9 protein-coding genes and 1 pseudogene are annotated in these 7,316 nt (G+C 25.0%); 2 read left to right on the forward strand and 8 right to left on the reverse strand.

Going from position 1 to position 7,316, the window contains the following annotated elements:
* Window positions 1–641, forward strand: a 641-nt coding sequence (locus tag C6B38_RS07430) for a UPF0236 family transposase-like protein (protein WP_233485659.1), incomplete at its 5' end; no start/stop codon positions are given.
* Window positions 642–811: 170 nt separating this feature from the next.
* Here C6B38_RS07430 and C6B38_RS07435 read toward each other — a convergent pair.
* Window positions 812–2,122, reverse strand: coding sequence for a cryptochrome/photolyase family protein (locus tag C6B38_RS07435; protein ID WP_105299158.1), 1,311 nt, complete (start codon window positions 2,120–2,122; stop codon window positions 812–814).
* 160 nt (window positions 2,123–2,282) lie between these two features.
* On the opposite strand from C6B38_RS07435, the gene C6B38_RS07440 reads away from it, so the two are divergent.
* Window positions 2,283–3,062: a hypothetical protein gene (locus C6B38_RS07440; RefSeq protein ID WP_105299159.1), complete on the forward strand. Its 780-nt coding sequence runs from the start codon at window positions 2,283–2,285 to the stop codon at window positions 3,060–3,062.
* 6 nt (window positions 3,063–3,068) lie between these two features.
* Here the strand turns inward: C6B38_RS07440 and C6B38_RS12010 are convergent, their stop codons facing one another.
* The 7 genes and pseudogenes from C6B38_RS12010 to C6B38_RS07470 all read right to left on the reverse strand — a co-directional run bounded on the left by C6B38_RS12010 (window position 3,069) and on the right by C6B38_RS07470 (window position 6,877).
* Complete coding sequence (locus C6B38_RS12010; RefSeq protein ID WP_255401138.1) at window positions 3,069–3,347, reverse strand: Y-family DNA polymerase; 279 nt, start codon at window positions 3,345–3,347, stop codon at window positions 3,069–3,071.
* The gene (locus tag C6B38_RS12015) at window positions 3,331–3,603 is read right to left on the reverse strand and encodes a DNA polymerase Y family protein (RefSeq protein WP_105299160.1); all 273 of its coding nucleotides are present in this window, start codon (window positions 3,601–3,603) and stop codon (window positions 3,331–3,333) included. The genes C6B38_RS12010 and C6B38_RS12015 overlap by 17 nt, the downstream gene beginning before the upstream one ends.
* 20 nt (window positions 3,604–3,623) lie before the next feature.
* Window positions 3,624–4,412 carry a hypothetical protein gene (locus C6B38_RS07455; protein WP_105299161.1) on the reverse strand — a complete coding sequence of 263 codons (789 nt, stop codon included), beginning with the start codon at window positions 4,410–4,412 and terminating at the stop codon, window positions 3,624–3,626.
* 131 nt (window positions 4,413–4,543) lie between these two features.
* Complete coding sequence (locus tag C6B38_RS07460) at window positions 4,544–5,581, reverse strand: hypothetical protein (RefSeq protein ID WP_105299164.1); 1,038 nt, start codon at window positions 5,579–5,581, stop codon at window positions 4,544–4,546.
* Window positions 5,582–5,757: 176 nt separating this feature from the next.
* Window positions 5,758–6,219 (reverse strand): annotated as a pseudogene (locus tag C6B38_RS12430) (ISNCY family transposase); the annotation flags it as partial.
* Between the two features lie 96 nt (window positions 6,220–6,315).
* The gene (locus tag C6B38_RS07465) at window positions 6,316–6,633 is read right to left on the reverse strand and encodes a hypothetical protein (protein ID WP_105299162.1); all 318 of its coding nucleotides are present in this window, start codon (window positions 6,631–6,633) and stop codon (window positions 6,316–6,318) included.
* On the reverse strand, window positions 6,617–6,877 hold the full coding sequence (locus C6B38_RS07470) for a hypothetical protein (RefSeq protein WP_105299163.1): 261 nt from the start codon (window positions 6,875–6,877) through the stop codon (window positions 6,617–6,619). The genes C6B38_RS07465 and C6B38_RS07470 overlap by 17 nt, the downstream gene beginning before the upstream one ends.
* Window positions 6,878–7,316 lie beyond the last annotated feature (439 nt).

The raw sequence follows: 7,316 nt of genomic DNA on the forward strand, positions 1-7,316 counted from the left end.
AAACAAAATTAACCCGTTTTGTTGTTAAATTAATACTTTTGATAATAAGTAATTATAATATTCAAGATGATACCGAAATTATGATTTTAGGTGATGGAGCAGATTGAATTAAAGGGGTTAAAAAAGTTATTGCAAATCGTTTTCCTAATAACAAAGTTCATTATACAATAGACAAATTTCATCTTAAAAGTAGGTTTGAAAAGTTATTTCCTTTTCAAAGCAAAAACGCAGAAATTAAAAAAATATTTGATAATGCTATTTATTATTTTTATAACGGAAAATATGAGGAATTATTACAGTGTTTAAAAGARAGCRAGCCATTTATTCCCGATTCAAAAAAAGAATATTTTATTAAAACAATTAACTTAATTAAAAATAACGAAGAGGGTATTAAAAATCAAACATTATGAAATAATATTGGGTGTCATATGGAGGGTGATGTTTCCCATTATGGTAAGGGGATATTTTCTAAAAAAGGAATTTATAGCGAAAAAACTGTTAGAAATAAATTGAATACTAGTATGCTAAAATTAAGAAATAATATTAAGGATTTTAAACAATCAGAAAAACCACCAGAAAATAATAGTATTTTATATAATAATTTTAATAAAACTGAACAACAAAACTTATATCTTTATTAATTTTATTTTTAAGTTAAATAATTTTAATAAAAATGCATTTTTTGTTGTGATTAAATTTAAAAAAATATAAAAATTTGTTGACAATAAAATTAAACATGGTATCTTTAAATTAAGTATGTGGATTATTTATTCCATAATTTCTTAAAATATATTAAATACCCTTAAATAATTTATACAGTCTTTTTTATACATTCTTTATAAATCTCTAACGCTTTTTTAACTGATATTTTATAATCAACAATTTTATTAATTGTGGGGCGGTTTTTTAAAAATTTATTACAATAACTTGATGTTGGATCATATTTTTTTTGTTGTAACTCAGGATTAAAAATTCGAAAAAATGGTTGGGCATCAAACCCCGCCCCTGCTACTCATTGTCATGAACATTGATTTATAATAGGATCATAATCAATTAACTGTTGAGCAAAATATTGTTCACCTTTATGTCAATCAATTTGTAAATTTTTAACTAAAAAAGAAGCACAAACCATTCTTGCTCGATTATGCAATAAACCTGTTTCTTTTAATTCTTTCATTCCGGCATCAATAAAATCATACCCAGTTTCACCATTTTGTCATTTTTGAAATCATTCTAGATTATTTGTTCAGTTAATTGTTATTTTTTTATTTCAATTTTCACTAAAACATCATTGTTGATGTAATTGAGCATTATAAGTTACTTGATAATAAAAATCTCGTCATGCCAATTGTCGTGCAAAAGAGTTATCAAAAGTACCAAATTTTTCAATACTTCAAAGGTAACATTGGCGAATTGAAACAACACCAAATTTTAAAGCAGTACTAATTTTTGCTGTCCCATTTTCTAAATCAACCAAATCACGAGTTTGTTGATAGTTTTGATTTAACTGAAACATTGCTGTTTTAACTTTTTCAAATTCTAATGGTAAATTAAAATCACTAGATTTAACATTTGTAATGTCTTGTAAAATCTCAAGATCTTTTAAATGTTGGGGCAAAAAGGGGTTAACCTTATAAGTAATAATATGATTATCGTTAAAATGTTCTTTTAATTTATTTCAAAATGGTGTAAAAACAGTGTAATATCCATTTTGAGTAGTTTTTATTGTTCACGGTTCTAGTAATACATAATCTTCAAATTCACGATAAATAAAATTATATTCTTTTGATAATTGGCGCATTGCTTTACTCCGGTTAAGAGCAAATGGTGTATAATCGCGGTTAGTATATATCTTATTAATTTTATAACCCTGTTCTAACAAAAATTTAATTCCAGTTTGTTCATTTTCACTTTTTAAAAAATTAACATGAACTTTTTTAGTTAACTGTTTTAAACAATGGACCATTGCTTGAAAACTACGGAATGAAAAATAATTATTTCCTTTTATTTGCTCTTTTGTAAAAATAAATAATAAATAAATTTTGTTTTCCTCATTAGCCAACTGCGCAAGACCAAGATTATCTTCAATTCTAAAATCACGATGAAAAATAAAAATGTTCATTAGTTACAGCCACTTTCTAATTTATTTTTTATCATTATACTATAAATTCATAATAATATTATTCTATTACATAAAAAAGGATTAAATTTATTCTAATACACATTTATGCCAATTTAAGTTATAATTATACAAGGATATTAAAAAGAAGCGGGGAGTTATAATGGGAGTACCAACATTTTGTCCAATTCATTTAAAAATTCATGAGTGTCCAGAAAATAGTAATAAAGCTATTTCAAGAGCAACTGAAAATAAAATTAAAGAAAAAATGAGTCGAATGCTAAATCCAACTACGACTAGTAGCACACCTGTTAAACCGGCAGTAGTTGAAAAGGGAACAATTCAATATATATTAACAAATGCTAAAAAAAATAATGAAAACATTAAACACAAATTAGGAATTGAAAATGAAAATGAAAAGACTATTGGTGTTGATGAAAATGATATTAAAGCAAAAATGGCACGCTTACGTTCTGCAGTTACTGGCCACCAAGGAGTAGGAAAAGAAGATAATAATGATTTATCTTCTTTCCCTACTCGTGTTAGCAAAAAATATCCTAGGTTACAAGAAATAATTGATCATGCTTATCGAGTTAATCGTGGCATTGAACGCATTAAAAATCCATATGAAGCAGAACCACATGAAACAATTATTAATTTTGATAATAATGACTTAGATCAATTAAATGTTGAAATGCAAACCAACCAGGTAAAAAAAACCGCTTTAAACGCATCGAAACAAAAAAAGTCAACCAATAGTAAACCTAATTCAACACAAACAAGAAAACAAAACGTTACTAATAAAGTTACTACTAAGGAAAAAAATAAACCACTTGAACCAACGATTATCTTAACTGCGACAGAAATTGAAGCTTTAATTGAAAAAGCTGTTGTTAAAGCAATCGTAAAAGAAAAAAATAATAAAAAGAAAAGGAGAGAATAATACTATTTACTTCTCCTTTTCTTTTAATTTTGTTTCATCTAAAATACGCTGATCTGATTGAATATATTTTGTTTGACTATGTAATAAGTATTTTATTTCTTCTAATGGTTTTTTCATATCGCTAGCAATTTTTGCTAATGATTTATTATATGAAATACCAATACTATTTGGTAATCCAATTTGTTGAAAAACATTTTGTTGCATATCAAGCGCTAATCGCATTGCCGAACCATATTTTAAATAAATATCAGTTACATCAATATAACATTTATCAATTAAAATCAAATAATTTTTGAGCAAAATCAACATATAAGTCAAAATCTTGCTTAACAATTTCAAGATGATGACAAATTTCTTTTGCTTTATATAAAGGCATTGAACTATTAATACCTAATTGCCGTGCTTCATAATTTGCTGTTGTTACAACTGCTCGACGTGATGAATTGGCAACAACGAGTGGTTTTCCTTGTAAGTGGGGATTAGCAACTTGATGACAACTAGCAAAAAAACTATTCATATCAATATGAAAAATAACTTTCATTCTTTCTCTCCCCTACTCTGTTAAAGGCCAAAGGGTCCGGTATACTTATAAATCTTTTTAAAAATAAAATTATAACCAAAAATATATGTAAACTGAATACTTCGCGAATAACTACGGGCAATAATTCAATCATCATATAATTCCGGGAATTCTTTTTTAACAAATGGTCGCATTTCTGTTTCATATCAATTTTCTAAATTTTGTTTAAAATGGCCATTAAAGCTTAATAAAATTAAATATGTTGCAATAATAAAAATTAATAATAAGTTTAAGGCTCCATAACGATTAATAAAATAAAAGAAATTATTATGGTCTAACAAGGCGGGGTTAGTTTTTAGTATGGCAATAAAAATAATTGTAAATAATGAAACAATAAGAAAGAAAAGTAGTAATAATGGTGGAGCTAAATACAATAAGAAATGCATTGTTTGAACATGTTTATTTTTTAAATATAGTTGGGTGACAAAAAATGTTCGTCCTAAAACATAATCTAATCCCATTCCTGATAAAAAATAGGACTGATTAAATAATTGTAAATCATTAATATAAAATGTTTTCTTTTTATAAGAATGTGTAATTAACACTTGGCCTAGTTTACGAACAACTTTTAACCCAGTAATTTTCTTTTTCGTTAAATAGCGATCAATAACTTCTAATGAAATCATTGATTGACTTGGATCATTATTTAAATTTGGAATTGGGACTAAAATATTTCGGTAAGACATAATTAAAAAAAATAATATAATAATATTAATTGCAATAAAAAATCCAATTAAAATAAAGGCTATTTCACTATTTCCTAATATCATCGTAATCATCCTCTACTATATATAAATAATAAAATAAACTGATACTTCTCATATTATAACTTGAAAGTGTTAACATTAATAGGTTATTGTACTAAAAAATATTTTTTCTTTTCCTTTTATTGTAATTGGTTCTAATTGTGATCTTTCGTAAGGGATGTTTCCTCAACTAATTCAATTTCTCCAGTTTGAACTTTTTGTAATCGTTCTTTAACAATTGCGGATAAGGAACGTAAACTACCATTATTTAATTTTATTTGTAACAATTTTTTTCGTTCTTCATTATTGGGGTCAGCTGCTAATTTTAATAAACGTAAACGTTGTTCATAATTTAAATTATCGGGATCTAGTACATCTTCATCATTAATAAAGATTGCTTCTTTCTTACTTGCATCAAGATTTATTTTTGCATTTTTTAAGATGTTGTTCATTGTTAACGGTTCATTGTCTAAAGGTTCATCTGAAATTAATGCTATTTCATCATTGCTGTCAGATAATGATAAATTATCATTATTTTTACTCTGCACTTTTGAAAGTAACGCTGGATTATTAAAATATTTTTGGTCAGGATAAACCTCATCACCACCAACACAAGGAGTTGCATCTAAAACAACTTGGGCTGGTTTATTTAATAATTCTTCTAATGATTTAGGAGCATAAAAACTATATTTTCGACGTCCTTCAATGCGAGGTTCTTGAACTCGGTTCCGCAGTACATCTAATTTACGCGTAATTAAATTAGCTTTTGATTTTTGTCAACGATCATAAATTTGATTAACATCAAGTGCTGGAGCAACCATATCATTTTCATTAAATGGAACAAAATGATTCTTATTATTTAAATTTAACTCATCTAAATCATTTAATTCTGTTGCCTGGTCAATTTCTGCCCCTTCGATTGGTTGAAAATCAGAATAATCTAATTCATCATAATTATCATTATGGTCAAAAACATCATTTTGAACATTATTTTGTTTAACATTAAACTTGTCATTATAGTATGAATATGTTTCAAAATCATTCGTTAATCTAGTAATTTTATTAGCATAATTTTGATTATTATCACTTAATGTTGTTTTATCTTGCATAATTGAAGTTGGTCGTTTTGCTGGATCAAAATCATTTGGGTCATAATCATCTCAGTAATCAATTACTTTTTTATTATTCTCCATTATTAAAGCCCCCATACTTTTTTACCTATTTATTATACTATAAAATTAAGATGAAAAAAAGGGTTCGGATGCTTCTGGTTGGAATAAGTTGGAATAAAGTATGTGCTTGTTATTCAAAACTTTATAAATGCTTAATTTAAATAATTATGTCAATATCTAGCTAAAATTTCGCAAATTTATTTAATTGATAATTGTTTCATACTATATCTTTCAGTTCATGGATGATTTGATTTGGGTTTATGAGCTTTAGATTTTGGTAATGTTTTTTCTGTATTTTTAACTGTTGGAATATATTCTAATAGATTATAAATTTTGTTTTTATACTTAAGATACAATGTTTTATCAAATGCATTAATTATTATAACATTTGTTTTTGAATTAAAAACTTTTATTTTTTTATTATCATAAGCTAAGTACTTTTTATTTGCATAACTAATTGATGATCTATTATCTGTTCTTCTTGTTGAAGTTATTGATAAAAGTAAATTAATTTTGTCACTTTCTGGTGCATCAACGAAAGCAGAATTGTTATAATCAATGGGAAGAGCAAAGTGTTTATTGAATTTAGGCAGAAATTATTTTAAGAACTTATTTGTTTCTTCAAGAGTAGTTACTTTTGCAAGACTTAATTCATTTTTTTTGATTGTATAAATTATTTAAGGGTATTTAATATATTTTAAGAAATTACGGAATAAATAATCCACATACTTAATTTAAAGATACCATGTTTAATTTTATTGTCAACAAATTATTGAAATTTTAATAAATTTTTCTGCTTGTGATTGGTTTAATTCTGTATGATAATCTGTTTCGTTTTCATAATCATTTTTACTATTTTCAATTTCTTTAATTACTTCATCATATTCTTTGATTTCTGCTGTAATTTCTTCTTTTAATTTTTCATAGTAAAAAACATCTTTGACTATTGGTTCTTTTGGTTTTGCTGGTGGTAAGTGTGGTTTGTTATTTGCAATATTACCACAACTAATCAAATTCACTGTGTTTGTACACGATAACGAAAATATTGCTAAAAAACTAAGTAATTTTTTCATATTTGTTGTATCCTAAATAAAAAACATTATCTCAATAATTGGGGTTATCAATATTTTCTAAATCTTCTAGTAATTGTTTTAATTCTTCTGATGTTAATTTTTGTTGTTGTATTTTATTATTTTTATAATGATTATCATATTTATTTAGTAAATCATTATTAGCATCAATGTTGTTTTGCGAATTAAACTGTTTTTTGTTTTCTTGTTTTAATTTTTCAAAAGATAAAATTAAATTTTTTCCCACAATATTACCATTTTTATTATTGATAGTACTATGAAGCGCATAATTTTTATTTTCATCAATTTTTAAACAAAAATAATTTTTATAATTTGATAAACCTAAACAATTTTTATCTAAAACAACACAATCTTTTTGTTTGTTTATTAAAATATGCGTTTTATTTTTTATTTCTTGTGAAATTAAATTTTGGTTTAAATAAATTTTTTTATCATATTTAACACCTACCTCACTTTTTTTCTTTTAATTTTATTTTTCCTAAAATTAATATCTAATAGTATTTTAAAAATAAATAATTAATTAAACCAAAAAATCACTTCTTAACGAACTGGTTCTATATTTTTGTCTGACTCTTTTTGTCATTTAATATCAGATAAATAATTTATCACTGTCACTGTATAACTAAATTTATCTTCAACTAATTTTATCTTCCTTACTTTCTAAC

The organism is Spiroplasma sp. ChiS, from assembly GCF_002968355.1.
GTDB classification, from domain to species: domain Bacteria; phylum Bacillota_I; class Bacilli_A; order Mycoplasmatales; family Mycoplasmataceae; genus Spiroplasma; species Spiroplasma citri.